A 14,854-nucleotide genomic window follows, 5' to 3' on the forward strand; every position below is an offset into this window, starting at 1 on the left:
GTGTGACCGCTGCCGCGCCGCGCCGCCGGGTTGACCCCGCCGCGTCATCGCATGACCGCCCACGGCGCCGGCGGGCGACCGCCGGACCGCCGGTTGCTGCGGTGGGACCGCCGGCTAGGCCGTCGAGCCGGCGTGCTCGCCCCGGTCCGCGTACTCGCCCGCGTCACCGTGCTCGCGCCAGCGATGGGTGCGGTCCGCCGCCGCGGCGGCGACGGCCCCGGCGCGCACCTCGGCGAACACGGCCATCAGGTCGGCGCGGTCCAGCCCCACGACGGTGCCCGACACGGCGCCGGTGACGGTGTGCGCCTGCAGCGATCCGACGGTCTGCAGGCGGCTGATCGGCCCCTGCGAGATCGAGACCCCCTGCAGCCGCGCGAGCGGCAGGATCGCCTGCCGGCGCCACACGGTGCCGCGGCGCAGGTGCAGCGCGTACGCGGTGACGAGGGCGCCGTGCCGCTTGAAGGAGGCGAGGCGGCGCCACCGTGCCCGGCGCGCCATGACGCGGTACGGGTCGCCCTCCCCGGGGCCGAGCACGCCGTGATCGATCACGAACGGCAGGTCCTGGGCGGGCAGGTACGGCAGGATCAGCTGCAGCACCCGGATCGCGTCGTCGCGCGTGCCCACGGGCAGCACCTGGCTGAACTGCTGCTGCGCCGACGCCTGGGCGGCGGCGCTCTGGCCCGACACGCGGTTGATGTTGATGCGCCACCAGCCGAACGGCTTCCACAGCAGCGGCTGCACGAGCTCGACGGCGTGGATGCGCCCTGGCGGGATCGTCTGGGTGACGGTCGTGAGCAGCCCGAAGGTCACGCGCACACCGTCGGGCGTCGGCGCGATGGCGTAGCGCAGTGCCTTGCTCAGGCCGCTCCACACGACGCTCACCACGGCCAGCGCCATGGGCACGCCCGTGGTCAGCGCCGTGATGCCCAGGATGAGGAAGCCCTCGCCGTCCTCGTTCGTCAGCGCGACGGGGATGAGCCCGACGAGCGAGACGAGGAAGATCCCCCCGAAGAAGATGATCCAGACCACGGCGTCGAGCAGCTGGGAGGCGATCACGCGCCCGAGCGGCAGCTTCACGACGCTCTTGGGGGCGACGTCCGCCAGGTCGGCGCCCTCGACGAGCTCCTGCACGCCGGCCGACACCGTCTGCTGCAGCCGGCCGTGCGGCGCCGCGCCGGCTCCCGCTCCACCCGCGTCCGGTGCCGTGCCCTCCCGCGCCGCGCGCTTGGCGGCGCGCGCGCCGGAGGCCAGGCGCAGGATGTCGGCGCGCACCTCCTCGGCCCGGCGCACGGCGAGGTACTCGAGCGGCACGTTCGCGTCGGTGCCCGCGCCGTCCACCTCGAGCTTGGCCATGCCGATGAGCCGCGGCGGGAAGGGCCGGGTGAGGTTGACGCCCTGCACGCGATCCAGCGGCGCGCGGCGATGCGTGCGGAAGATCATGCCCTTGCGCACCTCGACGTGCTCGTCGGTGATGCGGAACTGGTGCACGCGCCAGCTGAGCCAGAACAGGCCCGTGACGATCGCGACGATCGCCAGCAGCACGAGCAGCGCGACGATCACCATGTTGTTCGCGACCGTCCAGTCGATCGCCCAGCCGATCGGATCGCCGTTCTCGTAGTCGTACTCGTCATCGGCCAGCTCGTGCGGCGCCACGACCGAGATGAAGCCGTAGATGATCCGGTCGCGCAGGTTCGCGAGCAGGATGCCGATCACGATGATCAGCGCGATCCCGCCCTTGAACAGCGGCGTCAGCGGGTGCAGCCGGTGCCAGTCGCCGTCGGCGAGCGCCGACGAGCCGCCGCCGCCGAGCGGAGCGGGAGCCGCGTCGCCGGCGATGGCGGCCCGGCCGGTGGGGAGGCTCGGATCGGTCACAGCCCGGTCCGTCGGGTCTCGGCGACCTGGATGAGGGTGTCGCGCAGCGCCTCGGCGGCCTCCTGCGACAGGCCGGGGATCTCCACGCCCGTCGTCGCGGCGGCCGTCACCATCTTGAGCTTCGCGATGCCGAAGGCGCGATCCATCGGCCCGTGCGTGATGTCGACGAGCTGCATGCGACCGTAGGGGACGGCGACGATCCGCTGCCACAGGATGCCCTTGCGGAAGACGATGTCGTCCTCGCGCAGCATGTAGCCCAGCGCGCGAGCCTGGCGGGGCAGCACGAGCTGCGTGATGAGCGTGACCACGAGGAGCGCGGCCCCCGGCCACCAGACCCACGGCTGGTCGAGCGCGAGACCGACGACGAGCATCGCGGCGATCACGAGCCCGGCGAAGATCGCGTTCTGCACGGTCTGCGACACGACGTACTTGGGTGAGATCTGGTGCCAGTGCCCGTCGAGCGCGAGTCGGCCCTGGCCGCGGGGCTCGCGGACGGCCGTGTAGGTGCCGCGATCGAGTGCGGGCGCGGCCTCGGGGGCGCTGTGGCCGGACGGCGGCGCGAGCGGCACGTGGGCGGGCTCGCCCGACGCGGCGCTCACCTCGGCGCCCGCGGCCTCGGCGCCGAGCTGCTCGGCGCGCGGCGGATCGGCCGGCCGGGGCGGCACGGGCGGCGCGCCCTCGGGAAGGGGAGGGACCGCGCCTGGCACGGGTGGCGCCGCGGGCGGCACCTGCCCGTCAGTGTGCGGCGGGCGCGCCGGCTCCGGGGTCGTCGGGCTCTCGGTCATCGGGATCCTTCGGCAGCGTGCACCAGTGTTCGGCGATCAGCGCTGCGGGCACGAGGACGGCCCCCGCCACCGCGGTTGCGATGATCGTGCCCATCGAGCCTATCCCGGGGCTCACCGGCCGTGTGGCGAGGTAGGCGACGAAGCCGAGACCCGCTCCCCCGAGCGCGGCGCCGACGATGCTCGAGGCGCGCGCGAGCATCGCGATCCGCACCGCCCGGAACGGATCGACGCGCGGCGCCTTCGGATCGAGCAGCGAGCGCCGGATCGGCCACGCCAGCGCGACGCACGCCGCGCCCAGCAGGACGAGCAGGATCGGCAGCGACACCGCGGGCGTGAACGTGGCGCGCCCGCTCGCGGTGAGCAGGTGGTCGACGAGGAACGCCGCGCCGCCGCCGAGCAGCGCGGCGATGAGGAGGGAGACGGGGCCGGTGCGCTTCATCGCGCGTCCTTCCCGAGCGCCGCGAGCAGGTCGGCCACGCGGCCGCGGCCGGGCAGCACGGCATCCGGATCGATCGACAGCCACGGCCCGAGCACGAAGTCGCGCTCGGCGGCGCGCGGGTGGGGCAGCTGCAGCCGCTCGTCGTCGCTCATCCGGTCACCGTACGCGATGAGGTCGAGATCGAGGGTGCGATCGCCCCAGCGCTCGGCGCGCACCCGCCCGTGGCGCGACTCGATGACGTGCAGCATCGCCAGCAGCATGTCGGGCGCGAGGCGGGTGCGCACGATCGCGACGGCGTTGAGGTACGCCGGCCGGTCCGCGCTCGGGCCGTCGAGGGTGAGCGCGACCGACTCGATCGGCTCGGACGCCGCCACGAGCTCCGTGAGCGGCAGGTGCCGCAGATCGTGCATCGCCTCGCGCATCAGCCGCTCGCGGTCGCCCAGGTTCGAGCCGAGCGCGACGACGGCGTCCACGGGCGCGGCGGGCTCCCGCGGCTCGCGCGGCGGCAGGGGCTCGGCGAGGCGGCGGCTCATCGCCGCGCCCCCGGTGCGCCCGGCAGCCGCTCGGGCACGCCGTCGTGCACGGTGACCGACACATCGGCGAACTGCGCGGCGATGGGCGCCTGCGGCTTGTGCACCGTGACGGCGACGAACAGGACCCTCTCGTCCTCGAGCACCGCGCGCGCGATGCGGTGCGCGAGCGTCTCGATGAGGTTCACGGGCTCGCCGCCGACGATCGCCACCACCTTCTCGGCCAGCTCGCCGTAGTGCACGGTGTCGGCGACGTCGTCGGTCTCGGCCGCGCGCGCCGTCTGCACGCTCAGCCGCAGGTCGACGACGAACTCCTGCCCCTGCTCGCGCTCGAAGTCGAAGACCCCGTGGCGGCCGAAGCACCGCAGGCCCGTGAGCTCGATCATGTCCACGGGATTCACTTCCGTCCCTCCCACGCGCCGACCACCGCGAGCGCGTCGCGCGAGGCGGCAGCATCGTGCACGCGCACGGCGTGCGCTCCCGCCTGCGCCGCCAGCACGCTCGTCACGGCGGTCGCGAGGTCGCGTCGCGCCATCGACGGCCCCTCCCCGAGCGCCGCCTCGAGGAAGCGCTTGCGCGAGGTGCCGACGAGCACCCGGTACCCGAGCGCCGTCACCTCGCCCAGGCCGCGCAGCAGCTCCCAGTTCTGCTCGCCGTGCTTGGCGAACCCGACCCCCGGATCCAGGATGATCCGCTCGGCGGGGATGCCGGCGGCCAGCGCCGCCTCGGCCCGCGCGCGCAGCTCGGCGGCCACCTCGCGCGCCACGTGCGCGTACCGCGCCTGCGCGTACATCTCGACCGAGGGGCCGCGCCAGTGCCCGATCGCGTACTCCGCGTCGGAGCCGGCGACCACGCCCAGGATGTCCGGATCCGCGAGCCCGCCCGCCACGTCGTTCACGATCCGGGCGCCGGCGGCGATGGCCGCCTCGGCCGTGGCGGCGCGGTAGGTGTCGACGCTCACGACGGCGCCCTCGGCGGCCAGCGCGGCGATCACGGGCTCGACGCGCCGGATCTCCTCGTCCGCCCCGACCGGCTCCGACCCGGGGCGCGTCGACTCGCCGCCCACGTCGAGCACGGTCGCGCCGTCGGCGAGCAGCCGCCGCCCGTGCGCGATCGCCGCCTCGTGGTCGAAGTGCGCGCCGCCGTCGCTGAACGAGTCGGGCGTGACGTTCACGATCCCCCAGATGTCGATCATGCGTGCTCCCCCGTCGGCCGCGCCGCCGCGATCAGCGCGATGACCTCGGCGCGGGCGGCCGGCTCGGCCAGCTCGCCGCGCGCCGCCACGGTCACGGTCGAGCTGTCGGGCTGGCGTCCGCCGCGCATCGTGACGCACTGGTGCACGGCGTCGAGCACCACGAGCACGCCGCGCGCGTCGAGCGACGAGGCGACGACGTCGGCGATCTGCTCGCCCAGTCGCTCCTGCACCTGGGGCCGGTTCGCGAGGATGTCGACCACGCGCGGCAGCGTGCTGAGCCCCACCACGCGCTCGCCCGGCAGGTACGCGATGTGGGCGCGCCCGGCCGAGGGCAGCAGGTGGTGCTCGCAGATCGAGCGGAAGCGGATGTCGCGCACGATCACGGCGCCCGTCGGCAGCGTCTCGGGCGCCGGACCCTGCGCCACGCTGATCGTGTGCGCGAGCGGCGCCGCCGGGTCCTCACCCACGCCGGCGAACAGCTCGGCGACCATGTCGGCCACCCGCTCCGGCGTGCGACGGAGCCCGGGACGATCCGGATCCTCGCCCACGGCCAGCAGCAGCTCGCGCGTCAGCTCCGCGACGCGCCTGCGATCGACACCCACGCCCGCCCCCTTCGGTCGGATTCCCGTCAGGACGGATCAGGCCGTCGCGGGACGCGCCTTCCCCGTGCCCGGCGACGGATGGTGCACGGGCGCGCCCCCGCGCTCGGCGGCGGTCTGGGCGGCGACGCCCGGGTGCTGCTCGGGGCGGCGCGGGATCTGCACGGGCGGGTGCTCCGAGACGGGACGATCCTCGCTCGAGAGCCACTGCGGGCGCTCGGGCAGCTTCTGGATGTCCTTGAAGATCTCCTCGATCTGCAGGTGGTCGAGGGTCTCCTTCTCGAGCAGCTCGAGGGCCAGGCGGTCGAGGATCTCGCGGTTGGCCGAGAGCACCTGATACGCCTCGTCGTGCGCCTGCTCGATGAGCCCGCGCACCTCGTCGTCGATCCGCTGCGCGAGCACGTCCGAGTAGTCGCGGCCGTGACCCATGTCGCGGCCCATGAAGACCTCGCCGCTGCCCGCGCTGAGCTTGACGGGGCCGACGGCGGCGGTCATGCCGTACTCGGTGACCATCTTGCGGGCGATGTCGGTGGCCTTCTCGATGTCGTTCGAGGCGCCCGTGGTGGGGTCGTGGAAGACGATCTCCTCGGCGACTCGCCCGCCCATGGCATAGGTGAGCTGATCCTGCAGCTCGTTGCGCGTGACGGAGTACTTGTCCTCGAGCGGCAGCACCATCGTGTAGCCCAGTGCCTTGCCGCGGGGCAGGATCGTGATCTTCGTCACGGGATCGGTGTGGTTCATCGCCGCCGCCGCGAGCGCGTGGCCGCCCTCGTGGTACGCCGTGATGAGCTTCTCCTTGTCCTTCATCACGCGCGTGCGGCGCTGCGGGCCGGCGATGACGCGGTCGATCGCCTCGTCGAGCGCGCGGCTGTCGATCAGCTGGGCGTTCGAGCGCGCCGTGAGCAGCGCGGCCTCGTTGAGCACATTGGCCAGGTCGGCGCCCGTGAAGCCCGGCGTCTTGCGGGCCACCACGTCGAGGTCGACGGAGTCGGCGAGCGGCTTGCCGCGGCCGTGCACCTCGAGGATGCGACGGCGGCCGGCCAGGTCGGGGGCGTCCACGCCGATCTGCCGGTCGAAGCGGCCCGGGCGCAGCAGCGCCGGGTCGAGGATGTCGGGGCGGTTGGTCGCCGCGATCACGATGACGTTCGCCTTCGGGTCGAAGCCGTCCATCTCGACGAGCATCTGGTTCAGCGTCTGCTCGCGCTCGTCGTGCCCGCCGCCCATGCCGGCGCCGCGGTGGCGCCCGACGGCGTCGATCTCGTCGATGAAGATGATCGCCGGGGCGTTCTCCTTGGCCTCCTTGAAGAGGTCGCGCACGCGGCTCGCGCCGACGCCGACGAACATCTCCACGAAGTCCGATCCGGAGATCGAGTAGAACGGCACGCCCGCCTCGCCCGCGACGGCGCGCGCGAGCAGCGTCTTGCCGGTGCCGGGAGGGCCGTACAGCAGCACGCCCTTGGGGATGCGCGCGCCGACGGCCTGGTACTTGGCGGGGTCCTTCAGGAAGTCCTTGATCTCGGCGAGCTCCTCGAGCGCCTCGTCCGCGCCGGCGACGTCGGCGAAGGTGACGTCGGGGTGCTCCTTGTTCGCGAGCTTGGCGCGCGACTTGCCGAACTGCATCACGCCACGGCTGCCGCCGGCGGCGCTCGACATGAGGAACCAGAACAGCGCGCCCAGCAGCAGGATGGGGATGAGCAGCGACAGCAGGCCGTCGAAGAACGACGGCTGCGGCACGACGTCGTTGTAGCCGTCCTCGGGCTCCGCGCCCTCGACGGCGTCGACGACCTCGGCCGCGCGCGCGTCGACGTAGTAGAACTGCACCGAGGTCGCGTCCTCGTACGCCTCCGACAGCGTCAGATCCACGCGCTGATCGCGGTCGGTGATCGTCACCTGCTGCACCGTGTCGCCGGAGAGCAGCTCGAGGCCCTCCTGCGTGGAGACCTGGCGGGGACCGCCCAGGTTGGACAGCAGCGAGAAGCCGACGACCAGGAGCACGCCGATCAGCAGCACGTAGATCAGCGGGTTGCGGGTGATCTTCTTGACGTTCATATCTGGGCCGGGCCCGGGCTCCTCTTCGTCGCATCGGCGTCGCCGAAACGCACGCTCGCGCGCGTTGCCGTCCAGGCTACCGCCGGGCGGCTATGCCCCGTCTGGGATTCGCCCCGGGCGTAACGGGCGGCGGATCAGCTGTAGACGTGCGGCGCGAGCACCGCCACATCGCGCAGGTTGCGGTAGCGCTCGGCGTAGTCGAGGCCGTAGCCCACAACGAACTCGTTGGGGATGTCGAAGCCCAGGTACTTGCAGTCCACGTGCACCTTCGCCGCCTCGGGCTTGCGCAGCAGCGCGAGCACCTCGATCGACTCCGCACCGCGCGAGTCGAAGTTCTCGAGCAGCCAGCTGAGCGTGAGGCCCGAGTCGATGATGTCCTCGACGATCAGCACGTGCCGACCGTGCAGGTCGGTGTCGAGATCCTTGCGGATCTGCACGACGCCGCTCGACTTCGTGCCCGCGCCGTAGCTCGACACGGCCATCCAGTCCATCTGGATGTGGCCCGTGAGGTGCCTCGCGAAGTCGGCCATGACCATGACGGCGCCCTTGAGCACGCCGACGAGCAGCAGCTCCTTGCCCTCGTAGTCGGCCTCGACCCGCTGGGCGAGCTCGGCCAGCTTGGCGTCGATCTGCTCCTGGGTGACGAGGACGGTGGTCAGGTCATCGGAGATGTCGGCCGCGCGCATGCTCCGAGTCTACGGACGCGCGGCCTCACCGGTTGCTGAACGCCGGCCGGACCTCACCGGTTGCTGAACGAAGGCGCGAAGCGCCGGAGATGAAGCGACCACCGCAAGCCCCCGCCGGTCACCGCGCCGAGAGCACGATCATCCCGCCCCGCCGCGTGGCGGTGAACACGGGCAGGTCGATCGGCCCCTGCCCGCGCCAGTCGGTGGCGAGGCGGGCGATCTCGAGGGTCTGCGTGCGCGTGAGGCTCACGCCGAACTCGCTCTGCGCCACGTGCCGGATGATCCGGTTCCGGATCGCGGCGGGGTTGGCCGCGAGCGCGGCGGCCGAGACGGCGATGCCGGCCTCGGCGTGCTCGACGATGTCCTCGATGGTCTCGTCGATCATGTCGGCGAATGCCTCGTTGTCCTCGCGCAGCTGCTCGGCGGTGCGCGCGAGGGCCTCGGCGATGCCGGGGCCGAGCTCGCTCTCGAGCACCGGCAGCACCCGGTCGCGGGCGCGCACGCGGGCGAACCGGGGCTGGGCGTTGTGCGGATCGGTCCACGCCTCCAGGCCCGATGCCGCGCAGAAGGCGCGGGTCTGCTCGCGGCGCAGGCCCAGCAGCGGACGGATCCACGCCGTGCCCCGCTCGTCGACGCGGCGCGGCGCCATGCCCTGCAGGCTCCCGGCGCCGGATCCGCGCGCGAGGGCGAGCAGCACCGTCTCGGCCTGGTCGTCGAGCGTGTGCCCCAGCAGCACGGCGGCCGCGTCGGCGCTCGCGGCCAGGCGCGAGAGCGCGGCGTAGCGGGCCTCGCGCGCGGCCGCCTCCGGGCCGCCCTCCGTGCCCACCTCGACGCGCACGACCCGGGCGTCGGCGATCCCGACCGCGCGGGCGGCCTCGGCGGCGCGCGCCGCGACATCCGCCGATCCCTCCTGCAGGCCGTGATCGATCGTGGCGCTCGCGACCCTCAGGCCGAGCCGGGGCGCCTCGTGCGCGGCCGCCGCCGCGAGCGCGAGCGAATCGGGGCCGCCCGAGAGCGCGACGAGCACGACCGATCCGCTCCCCTCGAGCGGCGCGAGCGCCTCGCGCACGGCGAGGCGGACGGCGGCGACGGAGGGATCGAGCACGCTCGCCAAAGTACTGCGGATAGGCTTTAGCCGACTAATCAGCCGTCTTCTCAAGGAGCAAAAGGCATGGGCGCGTACGACGCAGTCATCGAGATCCCGCGCGGCAGCCGCGTGAAGTACGAGGTCGACCACGGCACGGGCCGGGTGTTCCTCGACCGCGTGCTGTACACGACGTTCGGCTACCCCACCGACTACGGCTTCTTCGAGAACACCCTCGGCGAGGACGGCGACCCGCTCGACGTGCTCGTCGTCATGGACCACTCGGTCTACCCGGGCGTGGGCGTCAAGGTGCGCCCCGTGGCCGTGCTGAAGATGAGCGACGAGGCCGGCGGCGACGACAAGGTCATCGCGGTCATCGCGAAGGACCCGCGCTGGGACCACATCCAGGACGTCGACGACCTGCCCGAGTTCACGAAGAAGGAGATCGGGCACTTCTTCGAGCACTACAAGGACCTCGAGCCCAACAAGTGGGTCAAGGTCGACGAGTGGGCCGGCGCCGCCGAGGCCGAGCGCCTCGTGACCGAGGCCTTCGAGCGCTTCGAGCAGCACGAGGGCGACACCCGCACGCAGGGCGCCGGGGAGTTCCCGAACTCCGTCAGCTGACGCTGTCCGCGAAGGGGATCCGCCACGGCGGGTCCCCTTCGTCGTTCCCGGATCGGGTTCGCACCGGTCCCGGCGAAGGACTTACAGCCAGACGCCCCGGGCGCTCATGAACGGGCTCGGGTTGACCGTGCCGCCGTTCACGTACACCTCGAAGTGCACGTGGCAGCCGAACGAGTTGCCCGTCTCGCCCTCGTAAGCGATGACCTGGCCGGCGTTGACCCACTGGCCCCAGCCGACGACGATCCTGCTGGAGTGGGCGTAGCCGGTGGCCACACCCCCGCCGTGGTCGATCCGCACGTAGTTGCCGTAGCCGCCGTTGTAGCCGGCGTAGGTCACGGTGCCGGAGCGCGCGGCGTAGATGGGCGCGCCGCAGCCGGCCGCCATGTCGACGCCGTAGTGCCACGTGCTCGCGCAGTAGCTGCTGTTGCACTGCCCCTGACGCGGGCCGTAGCCGGATGTCCACCGCCCGCTCGACGGGCGCACCCAGCCGTTGCCCGGCCCCTGGCCCCCGCCGCCGACGTTCCCGCCGCCACCGCCACCGCCGCCGCCGCTGTTCTGCGCGGCCTCCTCGCGCTGCCGCTGCGCTTCGGCCTCGCGCGCCCGCGCGGCGGCCTCCTCGCGCTCGCGGCGCTTGCGCTCCTGCTCGGCCTCCCACGCCTTCTTCGCCTCGACGCCCTTCTGGTAGTCGGCGACGGTCTTGGCGGTGCTGTCCTTGAGCGCGGCGAGCTGCGCCTCGAGCGTGACCTGGCGCTCCTCCTGCTCGGCGAGCGCGGCCTGCGCGGCCTGGTGCGCCTGCTGCGCGGCGAGCGACTTGGCCTCCGCCTCCTTGTTCAGGCGGTCGCGCTCGGCCCTGGCGACCTCGGCCTGCTCGCTGAGCGCCTTGGCGGCGTCGCGCGCGCTGGCGGCGCCGGCGTAGATCGAGTCGTTGTTCTCGGCCAGCTTGTCCATCTGACCGAGCTTGGTGAGCAGCTCATCGGCGTTCTCGGCCGAGTCGGCGAACAGCACCTCGAGCGAGGTGCCCGATCCGCTCGTGCGCGACAGCTGCGACGCGACGCGCGCGGCGGCGAGCGCCGCGGCGTCCGCCTTCTGCGACTGCTCGTCGGCCTGGCGCTGCAGCTCGTCGGCGCGGTACGCGGCCTCGAAGAGCGCCTGCTGCGCCTCGTAATGCTCGTCGGCGGCCTTCTGCGCGGCCTGCTGCTTCGCGGCCACGTCGGCGGCGAGCTGGTTGATGAGGCCCTCGATGCGCTTGACCTCGGCGGCCTTGGCCGACTCGTTGTTGCGCGCGGCTTCCACGTCGGCCCACGAGGGGTAGTCGGCTGCGTTGTAGGCGTATGCCGGCTTGCCGAAGGCGCTGACGCTCAGCGCGGCGGCGCCGATCGCGCCCGCGGCGAGGGCCACGCGGCGCGAGACCGGGCCCCACAGCACGCGGCGCTCCGCCTCGGTGGGTGCGCAGTCACACGCGTCCGGGTCGATTCCCTGGGACATCTGGCTGCCGGCACCTTCCTTCACAGGCATCACACTAACAACATCAATAACATCCGCAACTGTCGGATGCCGACCGGCTCCCGCTCGCGCGCCTGTCGAGAGCGTGCGGGCACCCCCGCGATTCTGTCGCGCGACACACCCGGGGAGCGCGCGCCGCGCCCTCGTTTTGGAAATCCGCGAGGCTTCCGCGTATGCTGGATCGTCGGCAAGCGTGAGCCCCGGGTTCACTCCGGCCCCATCGTTTAGCGGCCTAGGACGCCGCCCTTTCACGGCGGTAGCACGGGTTCGAATCCCGTTGGGGTCACACGAACCGATACAATTACATAGATCTGGCCCTGTAGCGCAGTTGGTTAGCGTGCCGCCCTGTCACGGCGGAGGTCGCGGGTTCAAGTCCCGTCAGGGTCGCTCCAAGCGACGGGCCCTCTCGATAGCACCACCTTCGAGGAGGCCTTTCGCATAGGACGCGGCACGTTCTTCGGATCGCAGCCGCGAGGCTCTGTAGCTCAGTTGGTAGAGCGCACGACTGAAAATCGTGAGGTCACGGGATCGACGCCCGTCGGAGCCACCACCTGAAACCCCCGGTTCGCCGGGGGTTTTCTCGTTCCGCAGGACCGCTCAGCGGCCGTCGGCCACCCGGATCGTCGTGCCGGTCACGTACGAGGCGTCTGCGGAGAGCGCGAAAGCCACGACGCCGGCGACCTCCTCGGCCCGGCCGGCGCGACCCAGCGGATGAGAGGCCGCGACGCGCGCCACCCGGTCGGGATCGCCCGCGTCGGCGTGGATGTCGGTGTCGATGGTGCCGGGCGCGACGCCGACCACGCGGATGCCGCGATCCGCCGCCTCGATCGCGAGCCCCTTCGTGAGCGCATCCACGCCCGCCTTCGCGGCGGCATAGTGCACGTACTCCCCCGGAGAGCCGGTCGTCGCCGCGCCCGACGAGATGTTGACGAGCACGCCGCCCTGCGTCAGCTCGGCGACCGCGCGGCGCGCGACGAGCACGGCGGAGGTCAGGTTGAGGTCGATGACGCGCCGGATGACGTCGCTCGGCGTCTGGGCGAGAGGCCCGATATGCAGGGTCGCACCCGCGTTGTTGACGACGCCGGTGAGACGCCCGACCTCGGCCGCTTCCGCGAAGAGCGCGTCGATGCCTTCGTCAGTCGTGAGGGATCTTCCCCGTGACCTTCCCCGCGATCCCCGGTCGCGACGCGGTCGGCGTCGTCGACGAGGTGGGCGAGGGCGTGACGGACACGGCGATCGGCGACCTGGTGTTCGGACTCACCGGCGTGACCGGCGCGACGGCCGAGCGCACCGTGCTGTCGGCATGGGCGCCCGTGCCGGAGACGTGGACGATGCCCGAGGCCGCGGCCGCCGGGCTGGCCTCGGCGACCGCGATTCCCGCCCTCGCCGCGCTCGGCGACCTCGACGGCAAGACGCTCCTCGTCGACGGCGCGGCCGGCGGCGTCGGCACGGCCGCATCCGCAGTGGCCGTGAGCCGCGGCGCCCGCGTGATCGGCACCGCCAGCGAGCGCAACCACGCGTTCCTCTCCTCGATCGGCGTCACGCCCGTCGCCTATGGCCCGGGGCTGACCGATCGCGTCGCCGCCGTCGCGCCGGAGGGCATCGACCTCGCGCTGGACGCGGCGGGGGCCGGGACTCTGCCCAAGCTCGTCGCCCTGGCCGGCTCCGCCGACCGCGTCGTCACCGTCGCCGACGCCGCCGGCGCCCGTGACCTCGGCGTGCGCCACGTGAACGCCGCCAATGTCTCGGCGTCGCTCGCCGCGACGGCGCAGCTCGGCGCCGCGGGCCGGTATACGCCTCGGGTCGCCGCGACGTTCGCTCTCGACGACGTGGCTCGCGCGCACGAGCACGCCGAGAGCCGATCGGGCAAGGTCGCGATCACCGTCGCGGTGTGACCCGCCTACTGAGGCACGAGCTGCTGCAGCGTCCAGGCGTTGCCGTCGGGGTCGACGAAGGTGACGAAGCGACCCCAGGGCTGGTCGTCCACGCCGTCGGCCTCGACGCCGCGCTCGCGCAGGGAGGCCAGCGCCGCGTCGGCGTCGTCGACCACCACCTGCACGTTGCGCATGCTGCCGGGGGCGTCGTCGCTCAGGCCGTCGCCGAAGGCGATCGAGCAGGCCGAGCCCGGCGGCGTCACCTGCACGAAGCGCAGCGTCTCGCTCACGCGATGGTCGTGATCCACGTTCCAGCCGAGCGTGTCGCCGTAGAACGCGACGGCGCGATCGGTGTCGGAGACGGGCACGAAGATGAGTTCGATCCGGAAGTCCATGGCGTCCTCGCTTCTCTCACGCCCGACGGTACGCGGGGGCACCGACATCCGCGAGACCCGCCCGGCTCGTATCCTGGTGCGCATGCAGGGGCCTCGTTCCTCTCGCGCGACGATGAAGGATGTCGCCGCGCTGGCCGGCGTGTCGCCGAAGACGGTGTCGAACGTCGTCACGGGGGTGACGTTCGTGCGGCCCGAGACGCGCGAGCGCGTCGAGGCGGCCATGCGCGAACTCGAGTTCGTGCCCAACCTCAGCGCGCGCGGCCTGCGCAACGGCCGCTCCGGCACGATCGCGGTGGCGCTGCCCGATCTCGGCACGGCGTTCTCGGCCGATCTCATGCACTGGCTCGTGCAGGTGGCGCACAGCCGGGGGCTGGCGGTGCAGATCGAGGAGACGGCGTCCGAGCCGCAGCGCGAGCGCGAGCTGCTGTCGCGGGCGCGGGCGCACCTGATCGACGGCCTCATCCTCAACCCGATCCGGATCGAGGACAGCGTCATCGAGCACGCGGATCGCCTGCCGCCGGTCGTGCTGATCGGCGAGGTCGAGCAGCACCGCACCGATCGCGTGCTCGTCGACAGTCGCGCCGCCGCCCGCGACCTCACGGCGCACGTGCTCGCCAAGGGCGCCCGGCGCGTGGCCGTGCTCGGCGGCGACGCCCGCACCCCGGGCACGACCGCGACGAGTCGCATCCGCCTGGCCGGGTACCGCGACGCCCTGCGCGAGGCGGGGATCGCGCCCGACCCGGCGCTCGAGCTGTACGTGTTCCCGTGGACGATGGCGGGCGGCGCCGCGGCGACGCGCGAGCTGCTCGACCGCTCGGTGCCGTTCGACGCGGTCGTCGCGTTCACCGACTCGATCGCCGTCGGCGCCTTGCACGCGCTCCACGACCACGGCATCCGCGTGCCCGAGCAGGTGCTCGTGGCGGGCTTCGACGACGTCGAGGTCGCCCGCTACACCGCGCCGCCCCTGACGACGATCGGCTTCGACCGGCACGAGTTCGCCCGCGCCGCGATCGAGCTGCTCGAGTCGCGCTTCGACGACCGCTCGACCCCTCCCCGCGCGGTGACGGTGCCCCACCGCCTCATCGTGCGCGGCAGCACGATGGACGAGCCCCGCGGCTACGACCCGTCGGCCTGAACGACGGGTCTACGCCCGCCGCCTACACGATCCGGGCCGCGAACGACAACCCTTGCGCCGCCCATTTCATCGATGTAATGATGG

General features: G+C 72.9%; 14 protein-coding genes, 3 tRNA genes and 2 pseudogenes. 6 read left to right on the top strand and 13 right to left on the bottom strand.

Features of this window, described 5'->3' with window-relative positions; translation table 11 throughout:
- Positions 1–114: 114 nt before the first annotated feature.
- From ACODR5_RS06665 to tilS, 10 genes are all read right to left on the bottom strand, one after another.
- Entirely contained in the window at positions 115–1,872 is a 1,758-nt protein-coding gene (locus ACODR5_RS06665) for a PH domain-containing protein (protein WP_488983109.1), read from the bottom strand.
- The gene (locus ACODR5_RS06670) at positions 1,869–2,657 is read right to left on the bottom strand and encodes a PH domain-containing protein (protein ID WP_460815777.1); all 789 of its coding nucleotides are present in this window, start codon (positions 2,655–2,657) and stop codon (positions 1,869–1,871) included. Before ACODR5_RS06670 ends, ACODR5_RS06665 begins: the two co-directional genes overlap by 4 nt.
- Positions 2,608–3,096 (bottom strand): DUF3180 domain-containing protein, encoded by a 489-nt coding sequence (locus ACODR5_RS06675; RefSeq protein ID WP_488983110.1) that lies wholly within the window; start codon positions 3,094–3,096, stop codon positions 2,608–2,610. The genes ACODR5_RS06670 and ACODR5_RS06675 overlap by 50 nt, the downstream gene beginning before the upstream one ends.
- Positions 3,093–3,629 (bottom strand): 2-amino-4-hydroxy-6-hydroxymethyldihydropteridine diphosphokinase, encoded by a 537-nt coding sequence (gene folK / locus ACODR5_RS06680; RefSeq protein ID WP_449853767.1) that lies wholly within the window; start codon positions 3,627–3,629, stop codon positions 3,093–3,095. Before folK ends, ACODR5_RS06675 begins: the two co-directional genes overlap by 4 nt.
- Positions 3,626–4,012: a dihydroneopterin aldolase gene (gene folB, locus ACODR5_RS06685; protein ID WP_449853768.1), complete on the bottom strand. Its 387-nt coding sequence runs from the start codon at positions 4,010–4,012 to the stop codon at positions 3,626–3,628. Before folB ends, folK begins: the two co-directional genes overlap by 4 nt.
- An 11-nt stretch (positions 4,013–4,023) precedes the next feature.
- Entirely contained in the window at positions 4,024–4,821 is a 798-nt protein-coding gene (folP, locus tag ACODR5_RS06690) for a dihydropteroate synthase (RefSeq protein ID WP_488983111.1), read from the bottom strand.
- Positions 4,818–5,423 carry a GTP cyclohydrolase I gene (gene folE, locus ACODR5_RS06695; RefSeq protein WP_449853770.1) on the bottom strand — a complete coding sequence of 202 codons (606 nt, stop codon included), beginning with the start codon at positions 5,421–5,423 and terminating at the stop codon, positions 4,818–4,820. Before folE ends, folP begins: the two co-directional genes overlap by 4 nt.
- Positions 5,424–5,459: 36 nt before the next feature.
- Positions 5,460–7,469 (bottom strand): ATP-dependent zinc metalloprotease FtsH, encoded by a 2,010-nt coding sequence (gene ftsH, locus ACODR5_RS06700; protein ID WP_449853771.1) that lies wholly within the window; start codon positions 7,467–7,469, stop codon positions 5,460–5,462.
- A gap of 134 nt (positions 7,470–7,603) precedes the next feature.
- Positions 7,604–8,155 (bottom strand): hypoxanthine phosphoribosyltransferase, encoded by a 552-nt coding sequence (gene hpt, locus ACODR5_RS06705; protein WP_449853772.1) that lies wholly within the window; start codon positions 8,153–8,155, stop codon positions 7,604–7,606.
- A 118-nt stretch (positions 8,156–8,273) separates the two neighbouring features.
- Positions 8,274–9,260 (bottom strand): tRNA lysidine(34) synthetase TilS, encoded by a 987-nt coding sequence (tilS, locus tag ACODR5_RS06710; RefSeq protein ID WP_488983112.1) that lies wholly within the window; start codon positions 9,258–9,260, stop codon positions 8,274–8,276.
- 66 nt (positions 9,261–9,326) lie between these two features.
- Between tilS and ACODR5_RS06715 the strand changes: the two genes are divergently transcribed.
- On the top strand, positions 9,327–9,863 hold the full coding sequence (locus ACODR5_RS06715; protein ID WP_488983113.1) for an inorganic diphosphatase: 537 nt from the start codon (positions 9,327–9,329) through the stop codon (positions 9,861–9,863).
- Positions 9,864–9,944: 81 nt separating this feature from the next.
- Here the strand turns inward: ACODR5_RS06715 and ACODR5_RS06720 are convergent, their stop codons facing one another.
- Positions 9,945–11,348, bottom strand: coding sequence for a peptidoglycan DD-metalloendopeptidase family protein (locus tag ACODR5_RS06720; RefSeq protein ID WP_488983114.1), 1,404 nt, complete (start codon positions 11,346–11,348; stop codon positions 9,945–9,947).
- Positions 11,349–11,579: 231 nt separating this feature from the next.
- Between ACODR5_RS06720 and ACODR5_RS06725 the strand changes: the two genes are divergently transcribed.
- The 3 genes from ACODR5_RS06725 (at position 11,580) to ACODR5_RS06735 (ending at position 11,916) form a co-directional block, all read left to right on the top strand.
- Positions 11,580–11,652: transfer RNA gene (locus ACODR5_RS06725), tRNA-Glu, on the top strand.
- 27 nt (positions 11,653–11,679) lie between these two features.
- A tRNA-Asp gene (locus tag ACODR5_RS06730) sits at positions 11,680–11,753 on the top strand.
- An 87-nt stretch (positions 11,754–11,840) separates the two neighbouring features.
- Positions 11,841–11,916 (top strand) — tRNA-Phe (locus ACODR5_RS06735).
- A gap of 47 nt (positions 11,917–11,963) precedes the next feature.
- Here the strand turns inward: ACODR5_RS06735 and ACODR5_RS06740 are convergent.
- Positions 11,964–12,500: pseudogene (locus tag ACODR5_RS06740) on the bottom strand (SDR family NAD(P)-dependent oxidoreductase); the annotation flags it as partial.
- 14 nt (positions 12,501–12,514) lie between these two features.
- Between ACODR5_RS06740 and ACODR5_RS06745 the strand changes: the two are divergent.
- Positions 12,515–13,261 (top strand): annotated as a pseudogene (locus tag ACODR5_RS06745) (zinc-binding dehydrogenase); the annotation flags it as partial.
- Positions 13,262–13,266: 5 nt separating this feature from the next.
- On the opposite strand, the gene ACODR5_RS06750 reads toward ACODR5_RS06745, so the two are convergent.
- A complete protein-coding gene (locus ACODR5_RS06750) occupies positions 13,267–13,635 on the bottom strand; it encodes a glyoxalase superfamily protein (RefSeq protein ID WP_488983115.1) in 369 nt (122 codons plus the stop codon).
- A gap of 82 nt (positions 13,636–13,717) precedes the next feature.
- On the opposite strand from ACODR5_RS06750, the gene ACODR5_RS06755 reads away from it, so the two are divergent.
- Complete coding sequence (locus ACODR5_RS06755) at positions 13,718–14,770, top strand: LacI family DNA-binding transcriptional regulator (protein WP_488983116.1); 1,053 nt, start codon at positions 13,718–13,720, stop codon at positions 14,768–14,770.
- Positions 14,771–14,854: the final 84 nt, after the last annotated feature.

It is taken from the genome of Microbacterium sp. FG3, assembly GCF_057809335.1.

Bases quoted from the DNA above. Each gene is read 5' to 3' on its own strand.
- ACODR5_RS06670 (WP_460815777.1), bottom strand. From the start codon at position 2,657: ATGACCGAGAGCCCGACGACCCCGGAGCCGGCGCGCCCGCCGCACACT.
- ACODR5_RS06675 (WP_488983110.1), bottom strand. From the start codon at position 3,096: ATGAAGCGCACCGGCCCCGTCTCCCTCCTCATCGCCGCGCTGCTCGGC.
- folK (WP_449853767.1), bottom strand. From the start codon at position 3,629: ATGAGCCGCCGCCTCGCCGAGCCCCTGCCGCCGCGCGAGCCGCGGGAG.
- folB (WP_449853768.1), bottom strand. From the start codon at position 4,012: ATGATCGAGCTCACGGGCCTGCGGTGCTTCGGCCGCCACGGGGTCTTC.
- folP (WP_488983111.1), bottom strand. From the start codon at position 4,821: ATGATCGACATCTGGGGGATCGTGAACGTCACGCCCGACTCGTTCAGC.
- ftsH (WP_449853771.1), bottom strand. From the start codon at position 7,469: ATGAACGTCAAGAAGATCACCCGCAACCCGCTGATCTACGTGCTGCTG.
- hpt (WP_449853772.1), bottom strand. From the start codon at position 8,155: ATGCGCGCGGCCGACATCTCCGATGACCTGACCACCGTCCTCGTCACC.
- ACODR5_RS06715 (WP_488983113.1), top strand. From the start codon at position 9,327: ATGGGCGCGTACGACGCAGTCATCGAGATCCCGCGCGGCAGCCGCGTG.
- ACODR5_RS06720 (WP_488983114.1), bottom strand. From the start codon at position 11,348: ATGTCCCAGGGAATCGACCCGGACGCGTGTGACTGCGCACCCACCGAG.
- ACODR5_RS06750 (WP_488983115.1), bottom strand. From the start codon at position 13,635: ATGGACTTCCGGATCGAACTCATCTTCGTGCCCGTCTCCGACACCGAT.
- ACODR5_RS06755 (WP_488983116.1), top strand. From the start codon at position 13,718: ATGCAGGGGCCTCGTTCCTCTCGCGCGACGATGAAGGATGTCGCCGCG.